Source organism: Bacillus sp. FSL K6-3154 (assembly GCF_040869395.1).
Lineage (GTDB): Bacteria > Bacillota > Bacilli > Bacillales > Bacillaceae > Bacillus > Bacillus safensis.
In genome coordinates this window covers 2,350,938-2,374,769 of record NZ_CP152033.1, presented here as the reverse complement: position 1 = coordinate 2,374,769, position 23,832 = coordinate 2,350,938, and the positions used below count along the sequence as shown (strand labels likewise).

Sequence of the window (23,832 nt, the reverse complement as noted above, 5' to 3'; positions counted from 1 at the left end):
CCTTCGTCACCTCATTAAGATAATTCTAAAAGTGATTTGATCACTTTTGGATATAGTGTGTGTTCTAGTTCATGCATTCTTTTTTCAATCGATTCAAGCTCTTCCCCTTGTTCGATGTAAATCGACGCTTGGTCAATGATCGGACCTGTATCCATGCCTTCATCGACAAAATGGACGGTGATCCCTGCCACTTTGACGCCTGCTTGATAAGCTTGTCCAATAGCATCCAGCCCTGGGAAGGCTGGCAGCAAGGACGGGTGGATATTGACAATTTTCCCTCTGAATGCTTCAAGTAATGTCGGACCAATCAGTCTCATATACCCAGCAAGGAAAATCCATTCCACTTCATGCAGCCTAAGCTGTTCAATGATCGTTTGTTCAAAAGCGGCTTTATTCGGAAAAGCCTTCGGGGTAAAGGCAAAGGAGGGAATGCCCTCTTTCTCAGCACGCTCCAGCACCTTTGCACCCGGTTTATCACAAATCACAATGGCGGCCTCTGCCTGCCACTGTTCTTTTTTTAATGTATCAATAATGGCTTGAAAATTCGTCCCGCTTCCAGAGGCGAAGATCGCAAACTTCTTCATGAGAGGCTTCCACCGCCGAATGTGACACCTTCTCCTTTTTGAACACGGCCGATGAGAAATGCTTTCTCTCCGTCTTCTTCAAGTCCTCTGATCACTTCGACAAGGTCATCTTCTTTTACCGCTAAGACAAAACCAATGCCCATATTAAACACATTGAACATTTCTTCTGCCTTTAACTGTCCTTTTTCTTGAATAAAGGAGAAAATTGGCGGTACTGGCCATGAGCCGTTATCAATCTCAACGCCAAGCCCTTCAGGCAGCATACGCGGTAAATTTTCAATAAAGCCGCCGCCTGTCACATGTGCCATGCCGTCAATCTTGCCGGCTTTCACTTGTTTGAGAACAGGCTTCACATAAATTTTGGTCGGTTCAAGAAGCTCTTCTCCAAGCGGTCTTGTAAAAGGTTCATACGTTTGATGCAGATCCAGACCAGCGTCTTCCAACAATACTTTACGAACAAGAGAGTACCCATTGCTATGAATTCCGCTTGAGCTGAGTCCAATAAGCAAGTGCCCCTCTTTGATGCTCTCTCCTGTCACGATTTCATCCTTTTCAACGACGCCTACTGAAAAACCAGCAATATCATATTCATCTTCTGTGTAAAGACCCGGCATTTCTGCTGTTTCTCCGCCGACAAGCGCTGAACCAGACTGCTCACAGCCGTCAGCCACACCTTTGACGATTGATTCAATTTTTATCGGATCTGCTTTTCCAACTGCTAGGTAATCTAAGAAAAAGAGCGGTTCTGCCCCTTGTGCAAGCACATCGTTGACACACATTGCCACGGCATCGACGCCGATCGTATCGTGTTGATCCATTAAAAAGGCAAGCTTTAATTTTGTTCCGACACCATCTGTTCCTGAGACAAGAACGGGCTTTTTGTATGGCAGCTCAGATAAATCAAACATACCGCCAAATCCGCCTAGAGCACCCATGACGCCTGCTCTTTTTGTACGTTCTACGTGTGTTTTCATTCGTTTGACGGCTTCGTATCCTGCTTCGATGTCGACACCGGCGTTTTTATATGCTTCTGACATCCCATTCACTCCTTTTAGCTGCTTCTCTTCCATTTATTTTCAGCAGAATGAAAGAGCAGCATATCAAATCATCTTGACTGCTGCTCCTTTATTCGATTATTTCGTCAGTGCTGTTTCCTTCACATGTGGAAGAACAGTATCTTCATAAATTTCAGTCGGGTATTTCCCAGTAAAGCATGCTAAACATTGACCGCGCTGCGGATCATCATACTTCCTGCCAATCCCGTCCATTAAACCGTCTACAGATAAAAATGCAATGGAGTCTGCACCGATTTCCTGTCTAATTTCTTCCACTGAATGAGAAGAAGCAATCAGCTCTTCATGTGTGGACGTATCAATTCCATAAAAACAAGGATGTGCGATTGGCGGTGAACTAATGCGTACATGGACTTCCGTCGCACCCGCTTCTCTTAGCATCGTCACAATGCGGCGGCTCGTAGTTCCGCGTACGATGGAATCATCGACCATCACGACACGTTTTCCTTCGACGACCCCGCGCACAGCTGACAGCTTCATGCGCACGCCCTGCTCACGCAATGCTTGAGACGGCTGGATAAAGGTCCGTCCGACATAACGGTTTTTAATTAAACCGAGCTCATATGGAATACCTGTTGCTTCGGCATATCCAATCGCTGCAGAAATACTCGAATCTGGTACACCTGTCACGACATCTGCTTCGACATGCGCTTCCTCGGCAAGCTTTTTGCCAAGGTTCTTTCTCGCACTATGCACGTTGATGCCGTTGATATTGCTGTCAGGTCTTGAGAAATAAATGTATTCCATGCTGCACATGCTGCGGTTAATGTTCATGGAGAAGCGTTCAGATTTCAGGCCTTCATCATTAATGATCAGCATTTCTCCAGGCTCTACATCTCGTAAATACGTGGCACCGACAACATCAAATGCACATGTTTCAGAAGCAACAACATACGCGTCCCCAAGCATACCAAGTGAAAGCGGACGTAAGCCGTTCGGATCAAGAGCCACAATCATTTCTGTTTCCGTCATAATTAAGAAAGCATATGCGCCTTTAAGCATGGATAGGGCATTTTTGATCTGCTCTTTCAATTCAACATAGCCGCTGCGCTTAATTAAATGAGCAAGCACTTCAGTGTCAGAAGATGTTTGGAATATACTCCCCTGGTTCTCTAGCTGCTGCTTTAATTGCGTTGCATTCACTAAGTTCCCATTATGAGCAAGGGCAAGACTGCCGTTGTTTTGCGAGCGGAAGAAGAGGGGCTGCACATTTTCAAAGCCGCCTCCGCCTGCTGTCGCATACCGAACGTGTCCGATCGCACCTTTTCCTTTCAAATCCTTTAGCTCACCGTTTTGAAAGACTTCCGTAATCAGTCCAAGGCCTTTATGTGCCGTCAGGTTTTCACCATCTGTTGCAATGATTCCCGCACCTTCTTGTCCTCGGTGCTGAAGGCTATGCAATCCGTAATATGTGATTTGCGGGGCTTCTTCGTGTCCCCAAACCCCAAAGACGCCACACTCTTCGTTTAAGCCTCTGATTTCAGCAAGCATGGGATCGCTCCTTTCCATGCGCGTTCAAGCTCGTTGACCGCTGCTTGAATCCATTGTTGTCCTTCTTGATTTTTGACAGTGAATACCCCATCATTTGTGACCGTTCCAACTTCTGTCGCATCTTTGACAGCCGCAGCAAATGCTTCACGGTGCTCTGGTTTCACTGTGACGACAAAACGTGACTGTGTTTCACTGAATAATGAAGCTTCGCTGTTTAAATCAATTTGGATATGAGCGCCAAGACCGTCTGTTCCAAATGTACTTTCAGCAAGTGCAACACCAAGACCGCCTTCAGACACATCGTGTGCTGATTGAACAAGTCCGTTTTGAATCGCAGCAAGAAGGGCTTCCTGACGAGTGAGCTCTACATCCAAATCAATTTCTGGTGCTTTTCCGTAAATACGGCCTTCTGTCATCTTTTGAAGCTCACTGCCTGCGAATTCTTCCTTCGTCTCACCAATGACGAAAATCACATCGCCAGCCTGCTGGAACGACTGCGTCGTAATATGAGCTGTATCTTCCACCAAACCAACCATCCCAATGACTGGTGTTGGGTAAATGGCTGTTCCATTTGATTCGTTATATAAAGAGACGTTACCACCGATAACTGGTGTGCTTAGCTTGCGACACGCTTCGCTAATACCGTCAGCAGATTTTTCAATTTGCCAGAAAATTTCTGGTTTTTCTGGGTTACCGAAGTTCAGGTTATCTGTTACTGCAAGCGGACGAGCGCCTGAGCACACAATGTTACGTGCTGCTTCTGCGACTGCGATTTTCCCGCCGACCTCTGGATCAAGGTACAGATAACGTGCGTTACAATCGGTTGTCATCGCAAGGGCTTTTTTCGTTCCGCGGATTCTTAAAACGCCCGCATCAGAGCCTGGTGCAACGACTGTATTTGTCCGAACCATGTAGTCATATTGGTCATAAACCCATTCTTTACTTGCAATTGTCGGCTGCTGAAGGAGCTGCTTTAACGTGTCGGCTGCATCTGTGATAGCAGGTGCTTCAACTTTTGTTTCTAAAAACTCACGATAGTATGCAGGCTCACTTGACGGTTTGTGATAAACCGGCGCTTCTTCTGCAAGTGCATCAACAGGAAGCTCACATACCACTTCACCTTGGTGAAGTAAGCGAAGCATTTTATCGTCTGTCACATGACCGACTGATACTGCTTCAAGATCGTATTTTTCAAAAATATCAATGATTTCTTGTTCACGGCCTTTTTCAATAACCAAAAGCATTCTCTCTTGAGATTCAGAGAGCATCATTTCATATGCTGACATGCCTGTCTCACGCTGCGGGATGAGATCTAGATTCATCTCGATACCAGAACCTGCTTTACTCGCCATTTCCGCACTTGAGCTTGTTAAGCCAGCCGCTCCCATATCCTGAATTCCAACGAGTGCATCGTTTTTGATGACTTCGAGGCACGCTTCAAGTAGCAGTTTTTCCATGAATGGATCGCCGACTTGAACTGCTGAGCGTTTTTCTTCTGATTCATCAGAAAATTCCTCAGACGCAAATGTTGCACCATGAATTCCGTCACGGCCCGTTTTGGCACCAACGTACATGACCGTGTTGCCGACACCTTTGGCCTGCCCTTTTTTGATGTCTTCATGGTTGATTAATCCAACACACATCGCATTTACGAGCGGGTTGCCTTCATAGCTTTGATCGAAATGAACTTCTCCGCCGACTGTTGGAATTCCGATACAGTTTCCATAGCCTGCGATCCCTGCCACTACTTCTTCAAACAAGTACTTCACGCGCGGTGAAGTCAGTTCACCAAAACGAAGAGAGTTTAATACAGCAATTGGACGCGCACCCATGGAGAATACATCACGGATAATTCCGCCGACACCTGTCGCCGCTCCTTGATACGGTTCAATCGCAGATGGATGGTTATGTGATTCGATTTTAAATACAACCGCTTGGTTGTCTCCAATATCAACGATTCCAGCGCCTTCCCCAGGACCTTGAAGGACGTGCTCTCCTTTTGTCGGGAATTTGCTTAAAACAGGCTTTGAGTTTTTATAACTGCAATGCTCTGACCACATGACAGAAAAAATGCCCGTTTCTGTGTAGTTTGGCAGCCTGCCAATAATGGATTCGATTAAAGCGAATTCTTCATCACTCAATCCCATTTGCTGATACAATTTCTCTTCTTTAATTTGCTTGTGACTTGGTTCAAGCAGTAGTGACATGAGTGTCCCTCCAATTTTTCACGATAGATTGAAACAATTTAAGTCCGTCTGCGCTGCCTAGTAATGAATCAACCGCGCGCTCAGGGTGCGGCATCATGCCGAGTACATTGCCCTCTTCATTCGTTACACCTGCAATACGATTCACACTACCGTTAATATCGTCTCCATAAGTGAAAGCGATTTGGCCGCGTTCAATGAGCTTCGCTAAAGTGTCTTCGTCACAGTAGAAGTTGCCTTCACCGTGCGCTACAGGAATCGTAATGGATTCGCCTTTTTGATAACCGCTTGTAAATTGCGTTTCGTTGTTTTCTACAATGAGTTCAACTGGACGACAGATAAATTTCAAGTCTTTATTTCGTCTCATCGCACCCGGAAGAATACCTAGCTCCTGAAGAATTTGGAACCCGTTACAAACACCAAGAACAGGTTTTCCTTCCTCAGCTGCTTTTTTCACCGCCGGCATGATGTTTGAGAAGCGGGCGATCGCACCACATCTTAAGTAATCCCCATAAGAGAAACCGCCTGGTACGAGTACACCGTCAAATCCGTCAAGACTCGTTTCGTCGTGCCATACATATTCAACTTGTTCACCTAACTCATCTTGAATCGCATGGTACATATCGATATCACAGTTAGAGCCAGGCAAGACGATCACTGCAAACTTCACTGTGCGACAACCTCCTCCACCTCATAGCGGTAATCTTCAATCACCGTGTTGGCAAGTAATTTTTCGCACATTTCTTTGACGACTGTGTCTAAATCACGATCTGATTTTTCAATGACAAGCTCCATGTATTTCCCGATACGGACATCCTTTACTTCCTGATAAGACATGCTGTGCAAAGCATGCTGCACGGCACTTCCTTGAGGATCAAGAACGCTCTCTTTTAAGCTGACAAAAATTTTCACTTTATACATGTTTATGGCCTCCAAGTCTTTTGAAAATTTCTTCGTATGCATTCGTTAAGCCGCCTAGGTTTCGTCTGAACACATCTTTATCAAGCTTTTCGTTTGTATCTTTGTCCCAAAGCCTGCACGTATCAGGTGAAATCTCATCAGCTAGCAAAATACGATTCTCGTGATCTATTCCGAATTCAAGCTTGAAATCAATTAAATTCACATGACAGTCTGAGAAGATTTGCTTTAACTCTTCATTCACTTGTCTTGTGATCTGTTTCATTTCCTCGACCTGCTCAGGTGTCGCTGCATGTAAAATGCGAATATGATCTTCTGTAATGAGCGGATCGCCGAGCGCATCATCTTTGTAGTAAAACTCAATCAAAGGTGTGTCCAGTTTCGTTCCCTCTGGAATGCCAAGGCGTTTTGACATGCTGCCTGCCACTACATTTCGTACAACCACTTCAAGCGGAACAATCTGTACCTTTTGAATGAGCTGCTCTGTTTCAGTAAGGCGTTTCACAAAGTGATTGTTGATTCCTTTCTCATGCAGCATTTGAAAGATTAAGCTCGAAATTTCGTTGTTCAGTCTGCCTTTGCCTTCGATTTCGGCTTTCTTTTCGCCGTTAAATGCTGTAGCTGAGTCTTTATATTCGACATATAAAATATGCTCGTCATCGGTCTGATAGATTCTTTTCGCTTTGCCTTCGTAGAGAAGTTCTTGTTTCACAGTCATTCAGGTTGGCCTCCTAATTTGAATGTTGGCAATTTTCAGGATTGGGCGCCTGGCAAGCAGGCGGCCCATTTCTTACGCAAGACCTAGACGTTCGAAAATCATATCGACATTTTTCAAATGATAGTTGTAATCGAAGCAGTCAGCGATTTGTTCCGGTGTTAAGCGTGACGTGATTTTTTCTTCTGCTTCTACTAATGAACGGAACGGTACTTGCTTCTCCCACGCTTCCATTGCCTTTGGCTGAACCGTGTCATATGCCTCTTCACGTGCCATGCCTGTATCGATTAATGCAAGAAGAACGCGCTGTGAGTAAATTAAGCCAAGTGTGCGGTCCATGTTGCGTTTCATATTTTCAGGGAAAACCGTTAAGTTTTTCACGATGTTTGAGAAACGGTTGAGCATGTAGTTCAGTGCAATCGTTGCATCTGGTAAAATGATGCGCTCAGCAGATGAATGAGAAATATCACGCTCATGCCAAAGCGGTACATTTTCGTAAGCTGTCAGCATATATCCACGGATCACGCGGGCAATTCCCGTCATATTTTCAGAGCCGATTGGGTTACGCTTATGCGGCATCGCTGATGATCCTTTTTGTCCTTTTGCAAAGAACTCTTCTACTTCACGTGTTTCACTCTTTTGAAGACCACGAATTTCAACAGCAAATTTCTCAATGCTCGTTGCGACTAAAGCAAGAGTAGCCATGTAATCTGCATGGCGGTCACGCTGCAAGGTTTGGGTTGAAATTGGTGCAGCTTTGATGCCAAGTTTCTCACATACATATTGCTCAACAAACGGGTCGATGTTCGCATATGTGCCAACAGCTCCAGAGATTTTGCCATATTCAATGCCAGCTTTTGCTTGTTTAAAACGTTCTAAGTTACGCTTCATTTCCTCGTACCAAAGAGCAAGCTTCAGGCCAAATGTTGTCGGTTCAGCGTGTACACCGTGTGTACGGCCCATCATGACGGTATATTTGTGCTCTTTTGCTTTTTCTTTTAGTATGTCAACAAATCTCTCAATGTCCTTGAGCAAGATATCGTTCGCCTGTTTTAATAGATATGAAAGCGCCGTATCCACTACGTCTGTCGATGTTAATCCGTAATGAACCCACTTTCTTTCTTCTCCTAGAGATTCAGAGACAGCACGCGTAAAGGCAACCACGTCGTGGCGCGTGTCTTGTTCAATCTCTAAAATACGTCCAATATCAAAGCTTGCATTTTTGCGCATTGTCACAACGTCTTCTTTCGGAATGACGCCAAGCTCTGCCCAAGCTTCACAAGCGAGAATTTCTACTTCAAGCCATGCATTAAATTTGTTTTCCTCTGTCCAGATTGCTGACATTTCTGGTCGTGCGTAACGTTCGATCATTTCCCGTTTCCTCCATCTCTTTCAGTCCATATCTTTGTGATGTTTGTCATCCACTCATCATCGAGCTGTTTCATAAACGTCATATGCCCCATTTTGCGGCCGGCTTTTACTTCATGCTTTCCATATAGATAAAGCTTCGCTTCTTTGAGAAGCTCAGGATGCTCTTTTGGAATGTCCACTTCATCGCCTAATAAATTCACCATCATTCCCTCTGATAAAAGGGCTGTACCGCCAAGCGGCAAACCACATATAGCGCGGACGTGCTGTTCAAACTGACTTGTCTCACATAAATCGAGTGTATAATGACCAGAATTATGCGGGCGCGGTGCCAGTTCATTGACGAGCAGCTTTCCGTCATTTGTCAGGAACAGTTCTACAGCAAGAGTACCAACCAGCCCCAGCTTTTCAGCTAGTGTTGTTGCCAATTCTTTCGCCTTCTCCTGAATGCGGTTCTCTACCCTTGCAGGCACAATGCTTTGGAACAAAATATTATGCTTATGAATGTTCTCAGCGACTGGGAATACTGCAATCTCTCCATGAACAGAACGAGTGACGATCACCGAGAGCTCCATTTGAAATGGAACCCAGCTTTCTAAAATACAAGTTCCATGTGTGAGCAGTGCAGCTGCTTCCTGAAGCTGTTCTTTTTCTTTAATGACGTACTGTCCTTTTCCGTCGTAGCCGCCTCTGCATGTTTTCAGCACGGCTGGCAAACCAAGCACGTCCACTGCGTCTTCCAGCTCTTTTTCATCATGAATGATGCGGTAAGGCGCTACTTCACAGCCTGCGTCTACAATTCCTTTTTTCTCGGTCTCACGATTTTGAGTTAAAAGGAGAAGGTCGCTTCCTTGTGGTAAATAGGCTTCTTCCTTCAGCTGATTGAGTGCATCATAATCAATATTTTCAAACTCATAAGTCACCACATCGCTGATGTCTGCCAGCTTTCGAATCGCTTCAAGGTCACTATATGCGGCTGTGATTTCTTTATCGGCAACCTGTCCGCAAGGAGATTGTGCAACTGGGTCTAGAACTGCTGCCCGGTACCCCATTTGCTTTGCGCTGACAGCCATGTATCTGCCAAGCTGTCCGCCGCCAATGATCCCGATGGTTGCGTTTGGAAAAATGGTCTGCTTAGCCAAGCTGATCACTGCTTTCTAGTACAGTCTGTTTTGTCTGTTCTCTTCTTTCTTCAAGGCGAGCTGCGACCTTTTCATCAAATGCTGAAATCATTTGTGCGGCAAGAAGGCCTGCATTTGTTGCACCGGCTTTGCCAATGGCTACTGTAGCAACTGGTACACCGCCTGGCATTTGAACAATGGATAATAAGGAATCCAGCCCGTTTAGTGCCTTTGATTGTACAGGCACACCAATGACCGGCAGTGTCGTTTTTGCTGCGACCATCCCCGGTAAATGTGCTGCGCCTCCAGCACCGGCAATGATGACCTTTAGTCCTTTACCTCTTGCTTCAGTCGCATATTCAAACATCAAGTCAGGTGTCCGGTGTGCGGATACTACCTGTTTTTCATACGGAATGTTTAATTCCTCTAAGATGTCGCACGCATTTTTCATTGTTTCCCAATCAGATGTACTTCCCATGATGACACCTACAAGCGGCTTCATTTTGTCCCCACCTTTAAGCTGATATTCGATTTTGTATCGTTTGACACGCTTCCCAAACCTAAGCAGCTTGTCAAACGCCGAACAAAAAGGCCCGGTCTGTATTGCAATGTTAGGAAGCAACACAAACCGGGCCATGGTAAGCGCTGTTCGCTTTTGAAACGCCATGTCAGTTTTGTTCACTATCCTGCATAGTCCAGTCATTTACGGTAACTGGGTAGAAACTTATGGGCCATATTCCCAAGATTATATGAGGCTCGTGTTTTGATTTCATGTTTATCTTAACAACGGATGTTCATGATGTCAACGGATTTATCGAACAATCTATGAAGTCGTCGTTTTAATGTTCGGATTTAGACTATTTTTCCTTCAAATACGATTTTTTTCCCAATCGGAATGATCTGAATCGACCCATTTTCCTTCTTTTCTTGAAAAATCGGTTCCTCCATTCGACGGACAGGCGAGTAGCCTTCCGCTGCCATCTGGGACAACACTTGATCAATCGTCATGTTGTCTTCCACATAGAATTTTTTCTTCTTTGGTTTTGCGGTCATTCTTTAATTCTCCTTTTCTTCACAGCCTTCACCCAGAAGCCGCCGTGAATCGATTTGGGCTCATATGAAATGATAAACGCCTTTGAATCCAGCGTCTTAATCGTTTCATATAATTGCAGTTCATATTTTCTCGGAGTTAAAATTTGCAATGCTGTCCGGTCTCCTTCAAGACCGCCTGCTACCCAGCTGGTGACACCATATCCTTTTTCTCTCAATTGTCTTGGGAGATCGACATCCAATTCTTTTGTGATCACGTTAACAGTTGTGTAGCCAAGTGCCAGCTTCTCTTCAATTTTCATCCCGACAATGATCCCCATCCCATAACCTAGCGCATACGCAATGACATTTTGTATTTGATCTAAGTTATCTAAAACGATACTTAACCCAATGACATAAATGAGCATTTCGATCGTACCCGCAAAAGCAGCTGCGTACCGTCTGCCTTTCATCGTTAAAATCAAACGCATGGTGGAAAAAGAAACATAAACAATATTAATCACTAAAATGATTAAAACCATGGTGAACGCATTGGATAAAAGTTGTTGAAGCACGATTCGAACCCCCTGCACTAAAAAATCAAATAAAGCACCCCATATTCTACTAGAGAACATACCTTGATACAATCAAATTTACGCGATCAAAACACATATATCTTTCGACAACAAGGATGGTGTTTGTTACCAAGAGTTTACCCGTTTTTTTCTCTTCTCAACATGAAAACCTCCTTTTTCAAAAAAGGAGGTTTTCAGTGTGTTTTATCCAAATCGAACAGGAACAAGTGATGGAATCAAATACTCCCCGACTATGCCCCAGAGCAGCGCGATGATAACAAGCTCAACCAATAAAAAGGCCCAGCCCGCATACATCAAATCTCCATGTTCGGCATCATGCTCCGATTGAATCGAGCGAAAGAGCACGATCGCAATCAACTGGAGGCCGACAAACATCATCACAGATATTATGACGGTCACATATGGAATATTCAGCATGGCAAATACAAGCCAAAGGATGGATAAAACCAACACCGGCACAAGCGCAGCACCAAACTTCATGATCACTTCTTTCAGTGATATGTTGCCTTTTAGCATGTACTTTCCGAGCAGCCAGACGGTAAGCATCATCAATGTCAACACAATGAGTGTAAAGACTGCCACTCTCAAAAAGGCGTCGCCAAAAGAATAATGAATGCCAAAGCCTAATAAACGGGTCTTTGACGCCTTTAATTGAACATAGTTGCCTAAAGCAAAAAACACGCTGAATAACACAATCGAGATCCAGGCGTACTTCATACGCAATGTTTCCGCTTGATTAATGGCCCGGCTCGGTGATTTTAACATCGCCAGTCCATATGAACCATACCGCTTAAACGCGCCTCCTACACCTTGCAGTATACGCTGGATAGCTGAGCGCTCATCATCCGCTGTTTTTGAGGTTCTTCCTCGTTTTGCAGCGCTGCGGCTGAGGCGGGATTGCCTTGTTTCTTGATCTATTGATGACTCTTCGTTTTTCTTTTCAGATGTCCCCTGATCTTGATCTTTCTCTAACATCTCATATCAACTCCTATCCAATCCTTACAGTGCTAAAAGTGCATGAACTGTTCGGATGACTCCTCTTAAAGTAGCGGAGTCTCTCTATTCAGTCAAGATTCCTTGACGTTCATACGAATAGACGGATAAAAGGCAGCAGAGGTTTTAAAATGGAGAGAAAATAAGACAAAACAAAAAAGCTGACGGCCTCCATCAGCTTTTTATCAATGTTGAAATTCATGATCAACGATATTGACTCCGCTTTCCTTGCTGAACCCGGAGATTCTCCTGATGAGCGGGGAACCGAGTCTTCTTGGTCGTATCAACCTGTGTAATATGTCCATTATGAATGGTGATGACCACTGATCCATAGTCGATCCCTTTTAAGGCAGATAAAATATAATTCAGCTTTTGTTCATCCATCGCTCATCCCCCTATTTTTGTTTTCGCTCTTTTAAATAGAGAACCTCATTTTCCAGCTCATGAATCGTGTAATGCATGAGTGCTTCCTGCCCTTCTTCATGCCCCCATAAAAGGAGCTTTTGAATCAGCACCTGCTTTTTTCGTTCAATCACCTGTCGAAGCCAGCGTGACAAAAGACATCTCCTCCCCTTTTGAATGTCTGCAAGAAAAAAAGGCACCCTGAAACCTTCTATTAAAAAGGAAATCAAAGCGCCTTTGGTGATCCAATCAGCGAATTATGTCTTTTTATCATAAACACATAATTCCTATAAGTCAACTATGTTTTGATTTTTTTAACAAAAAAACAGCAGCTCCCATGAGCTGCTGTTTCAGATGTTCAATTAATGATTTAAGAAAGCAAAATATAGAATAAAGATGACAAACAATCCGTACATAATTGGATGCACTTCTTTGGCTTTCCCTTTAAAGATCATCGTAATCGGGTAGAAAATAAAGCCAACCGCAATCCCTGTTGCAATACTGTAAGTCAGTGGCATCATAATCATCGTTAAGAAAGCTGGTACCGCAATTTCAAAACGATCCCATGCAATCTTCGCCAGCGGAGCAACCATCAGCGCACCGACAATGATTAAAGCAGGTGCTGTCACATTCGATGTAACGATGGATAAAAGTGGTGAGAAGAACATCGCAAGCAAGAAGAAAATGCCTGTGACGACAGCTGCAAAACCAGAACGCGCACCAGCAGCAACACCTGAGCTAGATTCAACATAAGATGTCGTTGTAGATGTACCAAGAATAGAACCTACAACAATAGAAGAAGAATCCGCCAGAAGCGCTCTTCCTGCACGAGGCAGCTCATTATTTTTCATTAAACCAGCCTGTGTTGCCACAGCCACAAGTGTACCAGCTGTATCAAAGAACCCAACGAATAGGAACGTTAAAATCACGACAAGCATTTGAATGGAGAAAATTTCTGGCAAGTGAATCAAGGCTTGACCAAAGGTTGGAGACAAGCTTGGAATACTTCCCACAATTTGAGATGGTACTGGCACAAGACCAAAAATCATCCCGGCAATAGCTGTCACAAGCATCCCAATGAAGACACCTGCATTCACTCGAAGTACCATTAAAATGACCGTCACAACGATACCAAATACCGTTAACAGAACAGGACCACTATGAATATTTCCAAGCGAAACGAGCGTATTATCATTATTGGCGATAATCCCAGAGCCTTGAAGGCCGACAAACGTAATGAACAAACCAATACCTGCACCAACTGCCAGCTTCAGCTCAGCCGGAATGGCATTGATGATTTTTTCACGGAAACCTGTTAAAGAAAGAGCAACGAAAATCAATCCTGAAACGAACACACCTGAAAGTGCAGCTTCCCATTTAATGCCCATGCCAAGCACAACCGAAAAGGCGAAGAACGCATTCAGACCCATACCGGGTGCAATCGCAATCGGATACCTGGCGATCAATCCCATCAGGATACACCCTGCAGCAGAAGCTAACGCCGTCGCTGTAAAGACTGCCCCCTGATCAATTCGTAATTTATCTGGAAAATCCGGCACAGACACTAATGCAAGTGTGATCGGATTAACAAACAGAATGTAAGCCATCGACAAAAATGTGGTTAAACCACCGATGATCTCTCTGCGGTAATTCGTACCTAATTCATCAAACTGAAAAAACTGTTTCAAGCCAACTGACTCCCTTCATGTCCTTTTGCTTTAGCCTGCCCCATTCACTAGTCAAATAAAAAACGCCCCAACAATTTTGGGACGCTTGACTACATATGTGAATTCAGACTGTGACATAAAACAAGAACAATGCATGATTTATATCAAACGAGTGTGAATTGACGTAGTCAAGCCATTTACGGTAGCTTGGTAGAAACTTGCGGGCCATATCCCCGCGATTATACGACTTCTATCTATTTGATTTCTGTGTCTATTGTACCAACTTCATTTTTAAAACACAATACGAAAAGCGAACATTTTTCAAAGAAATGTCCGCTTCATTCGTCTTATTACACGAATTTGGAAATTCACAGCTAGTTCTTTATACACCCTTCCCCAAATCCTTCTCTTTTGCAAAAACCGCTTCGGCTACATGGAAAAACTCTTTCACTGCCGGCGAAGCTTGAGAGAGCGACGGACAGGCGAGCGCAACCTCACGATGATGAGAGACATTCAGCTGGCGAATATGCACAAGCTGCTGCGTTTTTAAAAACAACTCCGGACCTATCGTGACACCAAGTCCTTCCCCGACCATACGGGCAATGGTCGTACAATCATGAACTTCAAATAAAACAGCCGGCTTCATTTGCGCCTCTGAAAAAATATCCTCTACATGTGATTGATACATGCCAGTCGGCATAATAAATGGTTCACCCGCCAAATCTGTTATATCCACAATGGGCTGCTGTTCATATCGATGATTTGGGTGATAGGCGACGACCATCTCATCTTTCATAAGCGGCATTAAATCAAAGGCTTCATCCGCATGACCTTTTACAACGAATCCAACATCAATGATGCCAGAATCCAGCCACTCCAATATTTCTTCATACGTTCCCTCATAGAATTTAAATTCGATTTTCGGATGTTTTTTCTGATAGCTCACAAGCAGTTTAGGCAATAAACAAGCAGAGGCACTGGCAAATGTGCCGATACGAATCATACCTGTTTCAATATTTTTCGTTAACGCAATTTCTTGCTGGATTTTCTCCACTCTATTTAACACTTCTCTAATATGCGGGAGAAGCGTTTGACCAATGTCCGTTAGCATAATGCCCTTTTTTCGGTCACGAATGAATAAAGACACACCCCACTCTGACTCTAAATTCGCCACTGCATGACTCACAGCTGACTGCGTCATATTTAATGCTTCAGCTGCTGCTGTAAAACTGCCAAGCTCCACAACTTTTGCGATAATATCAAAGCGAACAAAGCTCATGAGTATTTACTCATCTCCTTCATGAAAAACATCAATTTTACTTATGTTAGCACGGAATTTAAACTAAAGACAACGTATCAACATGAAGGAAGGGTTCAAAAATGAAAAACACATCTCATCAGCTATTGATTATTCTTTTAGCTGTCGGTTCATTTGTCACAGGCACGTCAGAATTCGTCGTGTCTGGCATTCTAGATATCATTGCTGTTGATTTACACATCTCCATTCCTGCTGCCGGTCAGCTCATCACCGTCTATTCTCTTTTTTATGCAGTAGGCGCTCTCTTTTTAGTCATGGCAACATCGAAACTGAACCGAAAAAAGGTTTTGTTATCAGCTATTTTTGTGTTTATTTTAGGCAATATGCTCGCCTTTTTCAGCCATCATTTTGTGCTGCTCCTGCTCTCTCGTGTCATCATGGCCATGAGCGGCGGTTTATATATTGTCGTCGCCACGAATTATGCAGCGCAGATCGCCCCGCCAGAAAAAAAGGGAAGTGCAATGGCAACTGTCATCACTGGATTCACCGTTTCACTCGTACTTGGTGTGCCTATTGGGACATTTCTATCAGGTCATGTGGATTGGCACTATATTTTTCTCATCATTGCACTAGGTACTGCTTGTCTCTTCTTGCTTCTTTATCAATTGCTGCCACGCATAGAGGGACATTCACATCTACCTTTAAAGCAGCAATTACACATTCTTCAAGACCGCAGAGTGATCAGCGGCTTAGCAACGACCGCCCTTTGGATCTTAGGCTACACGATGGTCTTTGCTTATATCTCTCCTTTATTGCGACAGACCGCCGGCTTTTCACTTGAAATGACAAGCATGGCCTTGCTCGTCTTAGGCATTTCTGCTTTTATCGGCTCACGCTTTGGCGGCTTCGCCGTTGATCAATGGGGACCAAACCGAACCATCTCGATCAGCATCATGATCCAGATGTTCGCTCTCTTTGCCTTATTCTTTACGCAATTCTCTACAATTAGCGTCTTGATCACACTCGCCATTTGGGGCATCGCCACATGGACAACAACACCAGCGAAGCAATTTTATCTGATCTCCCTTAAACCCCAAGCATCAGAAACCGTGCTGAGCTTTAATACAGCGATTATGAACATCGGCATGATGCTTGGATCGTCAATGGGCGGCGTGATTATACAGTATACAAATGTGACTAATTTAAGTTGGATAGGCGGGTTAGCTAGTTTTGTGGCGTTGATGTTGATTAGGTATTCGTTCAACCGTAATCGACTGGCGGAACAGCAGACAAAAAGCGAACATGTATAACCATGTTCGCTCTCTTATTTATTGACTAGCTTTTGAAGTTTCTTTTTTGACTGGAATGGTTACCTTTATTGCTTTCTGTGGTGCCAACATATTCAGTTCTGACAAATCAAGGTAAAGCCCATATTCTTTAAAAGAAAAATGCTTTAATGATAAAGTTTCTAAATTCTTATCATCAAATTCAAAGGTGGATTGCATGGAAGCTGTCTTTAAATTCGTCATCTTCGCATGGTTCCCCTTCAAGTAATATCCGCTTTCATAGTCTGCTTGTGGATCGGGCCATGATTTCATCTTTTCAACATCGCCTAATCCAATGAATTCACCTATATTCTCCATCACATCCTGATCTAATTCTTTTTGATCTACTCCAGTAAATTGATAATCAACAATCACAGAACGGTCTTTTTGCTCTATCTTAATGATTTTGATTCCGATGCCATGGTGTTTTGTTTTGAACTGAACAGGCAGCTTTGTCTTGAGAGGAATGATGTGGCTGTATTCTCGTTCGTAGCTCACATCTGTGTAAAATGTCAATTCAGTCGCCTTTGGATTGATCGGCTGATTCAAAATTGTCAAATGATCTTTTCTAGTTTTGTCAGAAGTCAGTTGTTTTTTTCTTAAAACGGTTCCAATCTCAAGCTCATACTCATTCCCTAAATTATCCTTCATTCTATCAATACTAACTCTATCATCTTTGGCAAAACCATTGTAATCAATGGCATATTGAATAGCAGAGCCTTTCACTCCATTTTCTACCTTTACGTTTCTTATTTGATAACGTCCATTTAAAATAGACACGTCTTTTTGTCCCGCTAATAAAGTGGTTTTTTGCTTCACTACAGGTAATTCAAAACGCCAATTCCCTACAATATCTCCAATTTTTGAAATGACGAGTGGCACTTGCTGACCTTGTTTGATCGTTTGTCCATTTGTATAGACTTCCGTCTGCCCAACATAGCGGCCATCTTTTAATTTTTTCAACTCTGTTTTATCATAATTAAGTTGGAAGTTTCCATCGATTTTTTCTGCATTCACTCTGAACGATACAGAATCTTCTTTTGTATGGAGATTCTCCACCGTAAACGTATAAACAAGCCGCCCGGCATCATAGTACACGCTGTTTACTTTCACAGTCACCCCTCTTGATTCAGCCCCTTCATTGACATGCTTCACCAAATCACTCTGAAAAAGAGACATTCCTACTTTATCGTGAAACATCATATAAAACTGCCCAATAATCGGTACACGTGCCATTGCTGTATTAAGAGAAGGAAAAAGAAAACCTGAAGAAAAATAAAGGACGATGAGAACAATGACAGAGTATATTGGCGTTCTCCAGTTCCATTTGAACCAATGTCTTTTCTGTTCCGCTTTTACATCTCCTATTGCTTGGCGAATCGCAGAGGTTACTTCAACCATTGGTACATCAATCTCATCATAAAGCTTTTTCATTTCTTTTCGTTTCATCGACACTCTCCTCCTTCTCCAATGTTTGCTTTAATAACTTTCTTGCTCGATACAAATGAGTTTTAACCGTTCCTTCAGGCACACCCATCTGCTCAGAAATCATCGAAATTGAATAATCTTGAAAATAAAACAACTGAATGACCACCTGGTATTGCTCATCTAACACTTCAAGTGCATTTTTTAAATCGAGCTTGTCTTCCAAAAAATCATGACGCTCCACGCTTTCGTGTTGCTGTTCAAACGGAACAACATCTTGCTGTTTTTTCTTCATCGCAAAAATTGTATGAATCAAAATTCTCGTCAGCCAGCTAGAAAAATAAGCCGGTTCTTTCAAACCAGATAGATGCTTAAACGCTTTAAATACCGTCTCTTGAACAGCATCTAACGAATCCTCTTTATTTCTTGTGTAGAGAAAAGCTGTTTTATATAAACGCTCTTGATACATCAGCATTAATTTCTCAAATGCCGGGACATTCCCTTTTTGTGCTTTTTTAATTAGACGCACTTGCTTCATCACACTCACACCTCCTACACCTGTTAGAGCAAGCTTTCTTTCAAACGGTTTCAACAAATGGAAATTTCTTTTACTTAGCATATGTCGGATAAAAATAGAGAAAGTGAAGAACGAGCCGCAAAGAACATGTCGAACATTTGATATAATGGAAGAAATATGTACAAAAAGGAGTAAGTCGATTGTTTCTATTTGAAGAACCCACGTGTGCTAGCTGTCAGAAAAAGATAGAAGGAAACGAAGAAGTGTACGTCAAGCTGACCTATCCAAAGAGAAAAGGAATGACAGAGGTAAAGGCTTGGCTCAGGAATGAAGGGGTTTTTTATTGTAAGACATGTTATGGAAAAGAAACATAAAAACAAGCATTTCAATTGAAATGCTTGTTTTTACTTTCTACTTTTTTATTTCCGCTTACTACGAAGTTCAATGAGTGCTAGTTTATTGTCATTGAAAAAGAACTCCAGAATGATACCGTTTGATTGATCTTGATATTGTATACCTTTGCTATACCCTTCGACAAACCAGAGCTTCTTGAATTGATCTCCATATGTTTGTAGCACAGATGAATAATCGTCTCCAATAGTGATTCCCTTAGATGTTTTGAGTTTTTTCTGTTTTGACTGATTGTAAATAGATGTAACTCGATGATGTTGATCAACTGATACTACAAAATCTTGATTTTCTTTTTCCATATAGACCCTCTGTTTAGGATGGGAGAATTGAGTATTCTCCACAAAAGTATGATCTCTCTCAAATTTTTCACCAATCTTAAAATGACCTAGCGATTCATTTGTTAAAGATACAGAGTGAAAATTAAAAAACATAGCCACCCAAACAAATAGTGCGGTTCCTCCTAAAACAGAACCTACAATCACTAACACTTTAGAATGGATGATTCCCTTTTTAAACAAATAGATCGCTAAAGATACGATGATCATCACGATGACGATCATAATTAGAAAAATACCCATTTCAATTATCCTCTTTTGCTTTTAATCGAATTCTGTTTGTGAATTATCCCCGCAATCACATTCTCACATATTATACCAAAGCATTACACAAAATCGACCAGTACAGGTATAATTTAAATAAAATTGCACGAGGAGAAAAATATGTATAGACATAAACTGATATTCCCGCAATCATTTCCAACCATACATACCGAAAGACTAATCTTAAAACAAGCAACAATCGAAGACGCTGAGGATATGCACATCTACTTATCCAATGAAACCGTGTGCCGCTACATGGGCATTGATGCTCATGAAACGATTGAAGACACAAAAGGAGAAATCAAGTGGTATCACGACATCTTCAAAGAACAATCAGGCATCCGCTGGGGCATTTCTCTAAAAGATGATCCTGCGATCATCGGCAGCTGCGGCTTTCTCAACCTAGAAAAACAGCACTGCCGCACGGAAATCGGCTATGAATTACACCACGATCATTGGAGAAAAGGCATCATGAGCGAAGCAATTGCTGCGGTGTTACGATATGGGTTTCAGGAAATGTATCTGAATCGGATTGAAGCGATTATTGATCCAGCAAATACGTCCTCTGTTCAATTATTGGAGAATGTTGATTTTGTTCGAGAGGGTTTATTAAGGGAGTATGATCTTGGTCAGAATGGGTTTGATGATGTGTTTATTTATTCGATTTTGAAGAGGGATTTCAAATAAACTGAATGATTTTTAAACAGAAGCGTTAAAGTGAATGAATTAAAATTGCACAATTACCCAGTAAGAAACCTCTAGTCAAGTTTATGACTAGAGTTTCTTTGCATGGTAACCCTTCTAATTTACTTACAATTCCAGCAATATTCAACACCCTTTCTATAATTATAGTATCAGTAATAGTAAAAATTTTTGAACAAAATGCAGATCCACACTTAAGTAATTACACTATTTCACTTACTTTTCTTTTCTAAGTACAAGATTCAAATAAAAATAGCCTATTCTTTAATCTGTTTTAGTTGGAATAATTCATATTCCAAAAAAAGAACTTTTGTCCATTTGCAATTTCACTGATTAATTTAGATTTTTCATTTTCAAAATCTATTTTAGTGACATTATTTTTACGTTTACTTGTTTCGCTTTCAATTTTGGAGAACGTTGGACATGTGGAGTTGGAGTGAGGTTACAACAAGTAATGAATAAACTCATTGTGTTATCAGGTCATAGTTGGCAGTGGCAAAACATTTTTAATCAAAAAAATCATAGATAATTATTAAGTAAACGAGTCAAGAAGAAGAACTGGCATATTTACAGTAGTACACGCATGGGAAATTTTAAATATATAAGGATATATTACCTTAAATAACATTTACATCAAAATAAATATAGGTTAATATATTCTTGTATTTCATAAAAAGGGAAGGGAGGTATATTCTGTATTAATTCTAAATACTGCATGTGAGAAGGAAGCTTGAATGAAAAAGTCAAAAGCCTTATTACTATTTGTTTCGTGCCTAGTGATTCTTGCAATTGTATTATGTTGGGGACTATCTGGCGATGTTTCTGAGGATAATAGTAAATCATACAAGACAGAGAAGGAAAAAGACCTGCTATGGGGATATAAAGTTATAGGTCATGAAAAACCTAATAATCATAAGAATTATGTCAAAATTGCTATCCTTGATAGCGGTATTAATAAGTCACATAAAGAGTTTAAAGATTTAACTTTTTATGAGTACAATGCTATTAAACCAAAAAAATCTATCGAAGATGATTATGGTCATGGTACAGCAATTGCCGGAATAATCGCTGCAACTGGTGAAGAAATAAAAGGTATTTCACAGAATCCCATTATTTATGATGTCAAGGTACTAAATAAAAATGGCAAAGGAAAAGTTGAAGATGTTGTCAAAGGGATTAAATGGTGTATTGAGCAAAAGGTAGACATAATTAATATAAGTTTCGGATTTGGAAAAGACTACGATGAATTACGAAATGTTATAAAAATTGCTTTAGATAACAATATAACAATTACAGCTGCTTCTGGAAATACATTAGGTCTAACTGTTGAATACCCTGCAAAATATGAAGGCGTCTTATCGATATCCTCACTTAACGAAAAACTAAAAATTGATCCAATTTCAGCAAAAGGAAAAATTGACTTTTCTGCGCCTGGAGTAAATATTAAAACAACTGATATACACGGAGGATATACAAAGGTAAAAGGTACATCCTTTGCAACTGCGTTTGCAACAGGTGCTATAGGCTGTTTGTATTCTAAAAAATACAAATCTAAAGAGAATGTTCATCAAACACTCAAGAAAAATACAGTTGATCTTGGAAAGCTAGGTTATGACAGAGAGTATGGCAATGGGATGATTATTTGTAACAAGGGAGAGAATTAGATTGAAAAAGGTTTTAATAAAAATTCTTGTGTTAACATTGTTTTTGTGTGGAGTTGTTCCTGAATTTGCAAGTGCAAAATCAGGCGAAATTAATTCTGATGCTTTAAGAATAGAAGAGAATGCTAGTAAAGAATATGAAGTGAATGTTGAAAAAGAATTGGGGATAGAGCTAGAACAAGATATGTTAATGGAAGTTAAGGAAAGCCTAGATGAAGTTAATATATCTACTCAGCTTGAAGCTGAGAGTATGAATGTCCAAACTGACATGAAAATTAATCATGAGACAGGTGAAATCACAGTTGATGGTATTACAGAGTTAGAAAATGGGGAAAAAGAAACTAACAAATTCAACGTGTTAATTGAAGAGATTGAAGGAAATGATTTTACAGCAACCTTTGTGGATGATGAAACAGGAAAAGAGTATAAAGTTAGCACCATAGAAGCTCAGTCATCAATTGTTCCAGCAATAATAGTTGGAATTGTTTCTAGGTTTGGTATTCAATATGCTATTAAAAAATACGGAAAGAAGCTAATAATAAAAACTTTTAAAAAACAGGTAATTAAACAAGGTATAAAAAAAGTTTCTAAGTTTTCTGTTAGCAACAAACATCTTAGTAATGCAAAAGGTAGATACAGAAAATTTGATACCAAAAGCAAGAGCACAGTAAATAAATGGATAAAAGAAGCTTTACAATCTAAAAATGTTTCGTTTACTATAAACAATAATAAAAAACTATCCTTTGTCATCACTGCAAATCTGAAAAAGAAAATCGGAACAAAAGGTGAGACAAAAATAAAAATAGTTATAGGTTGGGATGGTAAAATATGGACAGCTTATCCAATCAAGTAGAATTTGATTATATGTTCACATCTGATGAGAAAGATATTCCAAAGAACATGAAGAAAGATCCATCAACAGCTCTAAGAGTAGAGGGAGAGTTTAAAATAGTTATAAATGGCGAAGTATATTTTGAAGAAAATATCGCCTTATTAGAATTTTATGCATCTTTGCACGACTGGATTAAAAAGATAAAGAAAAAAAACAAAGTTACAGAGTATAGATATTACACAATGGAGTATGAGGAAGACGACCCCATTATTTCAGTAATACCATTTGATAATAAGGCTCGACTCACCACTATTTGGGAAACTCAACAGTTATATAATGTATTCGATCTTAATTATATAATTGAACAAATGAAGGTATTACATGAAAACCTTGGACGTGACATTGAACAACATTATAAAATTTCACTAAAAAACTTTATTGGAAATATCCCATTAAGAAAATATTGAATAGAGAAAGGAACTCCTGGTTAGGGGTTCTTTTCAATGTTTTAGTAGGATGTTTTTAGAGGAGGTGTATTTTTGATTTTATATTTCTTAGCTGGTTTTATAGGAATCATAATAGCCACAATTATGCTAGGTATTGAAATCGAAGGATATACATTTTTGACAAGTTTTATTTTAAAGATGTTTGGGATGTCTATATTTGTAGGATCGATATGGCTAATAAATCAAAACAGAGAAGAATGCCCAAAAATAGCAATAAAAATGAAGAATGAAAGCTCATTGTAAAATTCGTCGTTACAAATATCTTTTATACCTATATCTCGAATTGCAAGCGGTCTTCCATCATTAATTACAAAAACCTTTATTTGATTTATTTTAGATAACTCATTAAAAGCATCATCTCTTGAACTGAAATTATGATAAAAATATCTCTTCCTTATTACTATTATCTATAAAAAAAGATTGTTCTATTAATCT

General features: G+C 40.9%; 27 protein-coding genes and 2 riboswitches. Of the genes, 7 read left to right on the top strand and 20 right to left on the bottom strand.

Annotated elements, in window-relative coordinates; translation table 11 throughout:
- Nucleotides 1–14 precede the first annotated feature (14 nt).
- The 17 genes from purN to MHH61_RS12140 all read right to left on the bottom strand — a co-directional run bounded on the left by purN (nucleotide 15) and on the right by MHH61_RS12140 (nucleotide 15,440).
- Nucleotides 15–584 (bottom strand): phosphoribosylglycinamide formyltransferase, encoded by a 570-nt coding sequence (gene purN, locus MHH61_RS12220; protein ID WP_095407892.1) that lies wholly within the window; start codon nucleotides 582–584, stop codon nucleotides 15–17.
- The gene (gene purM / locus MHH61_RS12215; RefSeq protein ID WP_024424511.1) at nucleotides 581–1,621 is read right to left on the bottom strand and encodes a phosphoribosylformylglycinamidine cyclo-ligase; all 1,041 of its coding nucleotides are present in this window, start codon (nucleotides 1,619–1,621) and stop codon (nucleotides 581–583) included. Before purM ends, purN begins: the two co-directional genes overlap by 4 nt.
- A 96-nt stretch (nucleotides 1,622–1,717) precedes the next feature.
- Entirely contained in the window at nucleotides 1,718–3,148 is a 1,431-nt protein-coding gene (gene purF, locus MHH61_RS12210) for an amidophosphoribosyltransferase (protein WP_024424615.1), read from the bottom strand.
- Nucleotides 3,124–5,355: a phosphoribosylformylglycinamidine synthase subunit PurL gene (gene purL / locus MHH61_RS12205; protein ID WP_125587210.1), complete on the bottom strand. Its 2,232-nt coding sequence runs from the start codon at nucleotides 5,353–5,355 to the stop codon at nucleotides 3,124–3,126. Before purL ends, purF begins: the two co-directional genes overlap by 25 nt.
- Nucleotides 5,339–6,022, bottom strand: a complete 684-nt coding sequence (purQ, locus tag MHH61_RS12200) for a phosphoribosylformylglycinamidine synthase subunit PurQ (protein ID WP_024424510.1) — start codon at nucleotides 6,020–6,022, stop codon at nucleotides 5,339–5,341. Before purQ ends, purL begins: the two co-directional genes overlap by 17 nt.
- Nucleotides 6,019–6,273, bottom strand: coding sequence for a phosphoribosylformylglycinamidine synthase subunit PurS (gene purS / locus MHH61_RS12195; RefSeq protein WP_003214349.1), 255 nt, complete (start codon nucleotides 6,271–6,273; stop codon nucleotides 6,019–6,021). Before purS ends, purQ begins: the two co-directional genes overlap by 4 nt.
- A complete protein-coding gene (purC, locus tag MHH61_RS12190) occupies nucleotides 6,266–6,988 on the bottom strand; it encodes a phosphoribosylaminoimidazolesuccinocarboxamide synthase (protein ID WP_046314143.1) in 723 nt (240 codons plus the stop codon). The genes purS and purC overlap by 8 nt, the downstream gene beginning before the upstream one ends.
- Before the next feature lie 72 nt (nucleotides 6,989–7,060).
- Nucleotides 7,061–8,356 (bottom strand): adenylosuccinate lyase, encoded by a 1,296-nt coding sequence (gene purB, locus MHH61_RS12185; protein WP_008355754.1) that lies wholly within the window; start codon nucleotides 8,354–8,356, stop codon nucleotides 7,061–7,063.
- Nucleotides 8,353–9,495 carry a 5-(carboxyamino)imidazole ribonucleotide synthase gene (gene purK / locus MHH61_RS12180; RefSeq protein ID WP_111927667.1) on the bottom strand — a complete coding sequence of 381 codons (1,143 nt, stop codon included), beginning with the start codon at nucleotides 9,493–9,495 and terminating at the stop codon, nucleotides 8,353–8,355. Before purK ends, purB begins: the two co-directional genes overlap by 4 nt.
- Nucleotides 9,488–9,976, bottom strand: a complete 489-nt coding sequence (gene purE / locus MHH61_RS12175; protein WP_024424506.1) for a 5-(carboxyamino)imidazole ribonucleotide mutase — start codon at nucleotides 9,974–9,976, stop codon at nucleotides 9,488–9,490. The genes purK and purE overlap by 8 nt, the downstream gene beginning before the upstream one ends.
- Before the next feature lie 169 nt (nucleotides 9,977–10,145).
- Nucleotides 10,146–10,247: riboswitch (purine riboswitch) on the bottom strand.
- A 79-nt stretch (nucleotides 10,248–10,326) separates the two neighbouring features.
- Nucleotides 10,327–10,527: an NETI motif-containing protein gene (locus tag MHH61_RS12170; protein ID WP_012009137.1), complete on the bottom strand. Its 201-nt coding sequence runs from the start codon at nucleotides 10,525–10,527 to the stop codon at nucleotides 10,327–10,329.
- Entirely contained in the window at nucleotides 10,524–11,078 is a 555-nt protein-coding gene (locus MHH61_RS12165) for a DUF2179 domain-containing protein (protein WP_024424505.1), read from the bottom strand. Before MHH61_RS12165 ends, MHH61_RS12170 begins: the two co-directional genes overlap by 4 nt.
- 204 nt (nucleotides 11,079–11,282) lie before the next feature.
- Nucleotides 11,283–12,074: a hypothetical protein gene (locus tag MHH61_RS12160; protein WP_125587209.1), complete on the bottom strand. Its 792-nt coding sequence runs from the start codon at nucleotides 12,072–12,074 to the stop codon at nucleotides 11,283–11,285.
- 222 nt (nucleotides 12,075–12,296) lie between these two features.
- Complete coding sequence (locus MHH61_RS12155; RefSeq protein ID WP_024424503.1) at nucleotides 12,297–12,476, bottom strand: YezD family protein; 180 nt, start codon at nucleotides 12,474–12,476, stop codon at nucleotides 12,297–12,299.
- Nucleotides 12,477–12,487: 11 nt separating this feature from the next.
- Nucleotides 12,488–12,649 (bottom strand): hypothetical protein, encoded by a 162-nt coding sequence (locus MHH61_RS12150; protein WP_162860200.1) that lies wholly within the window; start codon nucleotides 12,647–12,649, stop codon nucleotides 12,488–12,490.
- A 207-nt stretch (nucleotides 12,650–12,856) separates the two neighbouring features.
- Nucleotides 12,857–14,182: an NCS2 family permease gene (locus MHH61_RS12145; protein ID WP_024424502.1), complete on the bottom strand. Its 1,326-nt coding sequence runs from the start codon at nucleotides 14,180–14,182 to the stop codon at nucleotides 12,857–12,859.
- A gap of 144 nt (nucleotides 14,183–14,326) precedes the next feature.
- Nucleotides 14,327–14,428: riboswitch (purine riboswitch) on the bottom strand.
- 115 nt (nucleotides 14,429–14,543) lie between these two features.
- Nucleotides 14,544–15,440, bottom strand: a complete 897-nt coding sequence (locus tag MHH61_RS12140) for a LysR family transcriptional regulator (protein WP_125587208.1) — start codon at nucleotides 15,438–15,440, stop codon at nucleotides 14,544–14,546.
- Nucleotides 15,441–15,541: 101 nt separating this feature from the next.
- On the opposite strand from MHH61_RS12140, the gene MHH61_RS12135 reads away from it, so the two are divergent.
- On the top strand, nucleotides 15,542–16,729 hold the full coding sequence (locus MHH61_RS12135; protein WP_125587207.1) for an MFS transporter: 1,188 nt from the start codon (nucleotides 15,542–15,544) through the stop codon (nucleotides 16,727–16,729).
- An 18-nt stretch (nucleotides 16,730–16,747) separates the two neighbouring features.
- Here the strand turns inward: MHH61_RS12135 and MHH61_RS12130 are convergent, their stop codons facing one another.
- On the bottom strand, nucleotides 16,748–18,193 hold the full coding sequence (locus MHH61_RS12130) for a DUF4179 domain-containing protein (RefSeq protein WP_125587206.1): 1,446 nt from the start codon (nucleotides 18,191–18,193) through the stop codon (nucleotides 16,748–16,750).
- Nucleotides 18,162–18,707: a sigma-70 family RNA polymerase sigma factor gene (locus tag MHH61_RS12125; RefSeq protein ID WP_041116055.1), complete on the bottom strand. Its 546-nt coding sequence runs from the start codon at nucleotides 18,705–18,707 to the stop codon at nucleotides 18,162–18,164. Before MHH61_RS12125 ends, MHH61_RS12130 begins: the two co-directional genes overlap by 32 nt.
- A 179-nt stretch (nucleotides 18,708–18,886) precedes the next feature.
- On the opposite strand from MHH61_RS12125, the gene MHH61_RS12120 reads away from it, so the two are divergent.
- The gene (locus MHH61_RS12120) at nucleotides 18,887–19,060 is read left to right on the top strand and encodes a Fe3+ hydroxamate ABC transporter substrate-binding protein (RefSeq protein WP_098676695.1); all 174 of its coding nucleotides are present in this window, start codon (nucleotides 18,887–18,889) and stop codon (nucleotides 19,058–19,060) included.
- A 45-nt stretch (nucleotides 19,061–19,105) separates the two neighbouring features.
- On the opposite strand, the gene MHH61_RS12115 is transcribed toward MHH61_RS12120, so the two are convergent.
- Nucleotides 19,106–19,675 carry a hypothetical protein gene (locus MHH61_RS12115; protein ID WP_024426710.1) on the bottom strand — a complete coding sequence of 190 codons (570 nt, stop codon included), beginning with the start codon at nucleotides 19,673–19,675 and terminating at the stop codon, nucleotides 19,106–19,108.
- Between the two features lie 141 nt (nucleotides 19,676–19,816).
- On the opposite strand from MHH61_RS12115, the gene MHH61_RS12110 reads away from it, so the two are divergent.
- From MHH61_RS12110 to MHH61_RS12090, 5 genes are all read left to right on the top strand, one after another.
- The gene (locus tag MHH61_RS12110) at nucleotides 19,817–20,383 is read left to right on the top strand and encodes a GNAT family N-acetyltransferase (protein WP_125587205.1); all 567 of its coding nucleotides are present in this window, start codon (nucleotides 19,817–19,819) and stop codon (nucleotides 20,381–20,383) included.
- Between the two features lie 749 nt (nucleotides 20,384–21,132).
- Nucleotides 21,133–22,062 carry a S8 family serine peptidase gene (locus MHH61_RS12105; protein ID WP_024424495.1) on the top strand — a complete coding sequence of 310 codons (930 nt, stop codon included), beginning with the start codon at nucleotides 21,133–21,135 and terminating at the stop codon, nucleotides 22,060–22,062.
- A gap of 1 nt (nucleotide 22,063) precedes the next feature.
- Nucleotides 22,064–22,912 (top strand): SAR2788 family putative toxin, encoded by an 849-nt coding sequence (locus MHH61_RS12100; protein ID WP_125587204.1) that lies wholly within the window; start codon nucleotides 22,064–22,066, stop codon nucleotides 22,910–22,912.
- Nucleotides 22,888–23,358, top strand: a complete 471-nt coding sequence (locus MHH61_RS12095) for a hypothetical protein (protein WP_024424493.1) — start codon at nucleotides 22,888–22,890, stop codon at nucleotides 23,356–23,358. Before MHH61_RS12100 ends, MHH61_RS12095 begins: the two co-directional genes overlap by 25 nt.
- 72 nt (nucleotides 23,359–23,430) lie before the next feature.
- Nucleotides 23,431–23,640: a hypothetical protein gene (locus MHH61_RS12090; protein ID WP_024424492.1), complete on the top strand. Its 210-nt coding sequence runs from the start codon at nucleotides 23,431–23,433 to the stop codon at nucleotides 23,638–23,640.
- Nucleotides 23,641–23,832: the final 192 nt, after the last annotated feature.